A 499-nucleotide genomic window follows, 5' to 3' on the forward strand; every position below is an offset into this window, starting at 1 on the left:
GGTGGCCTCCTCCCACACCTCGTCCGAGCCGACGGACTTCTCGGGGTTGCGGGTCGACAGCTCGAGGTAGAAGTCGTCGAGGCCGTAGTCCTTGAGCAGCTCGAGGACGAACGTCAGCAGGCTCGTGAGCTCGTCGCGCATCTGCTCGCGGGTGCAGTAGATGTGCGCGTCGTCCTGCGTGAAGCCGCGTCCGCGGGTCATGCCGTGCACGACGCCCGACTTCTCGTACCGGTAGACGGTGCCGAACTCGAACAGCCGCAGCGGCAGCTCGCGGTACGACCGCCCGCGCGACTTGAAGATGAGGTTGTGCATGGGGCAGTTCATGGGCTTGAGGTAGTAGTTCTGCCCCGCGCGCCGCACGTTGCCGTCGGCGTCGCGCTCCTCGTCGAGCTGCATCGGCGGGTACATGCCGTCGGCGTACCAGTCGAGGTGGCCCGAGATCTGGAAGAGCTGCTCCTTGGTGATGTGCGGCGTGTTGACGAACGAGTAGCCGGACTCC

The 499-nt window shown here is 65.9% G+C and carries 1 protein-coding gene; it reads right to left on the reverse strand.

Translation table 11 applies throughout. The annotated features are described in order from the left end of the window. Positions 1–499 (reverse strand): aminoacyl--tRNA ligase-related protein (locus G3I71_RS46790; protein WP_343243301.1); only part of this gene is annotated, 499 nt, incomplete at both ends.

Origin of the sequence: Streptomyces sp. SID12501, assembly GCF_010550245.1 — a bacterium.
Lineage (GTDB): Bacteria > Actinomycetota > Actinomycetes > Streptomycetales > Streptomycetaceae > Streptomyces.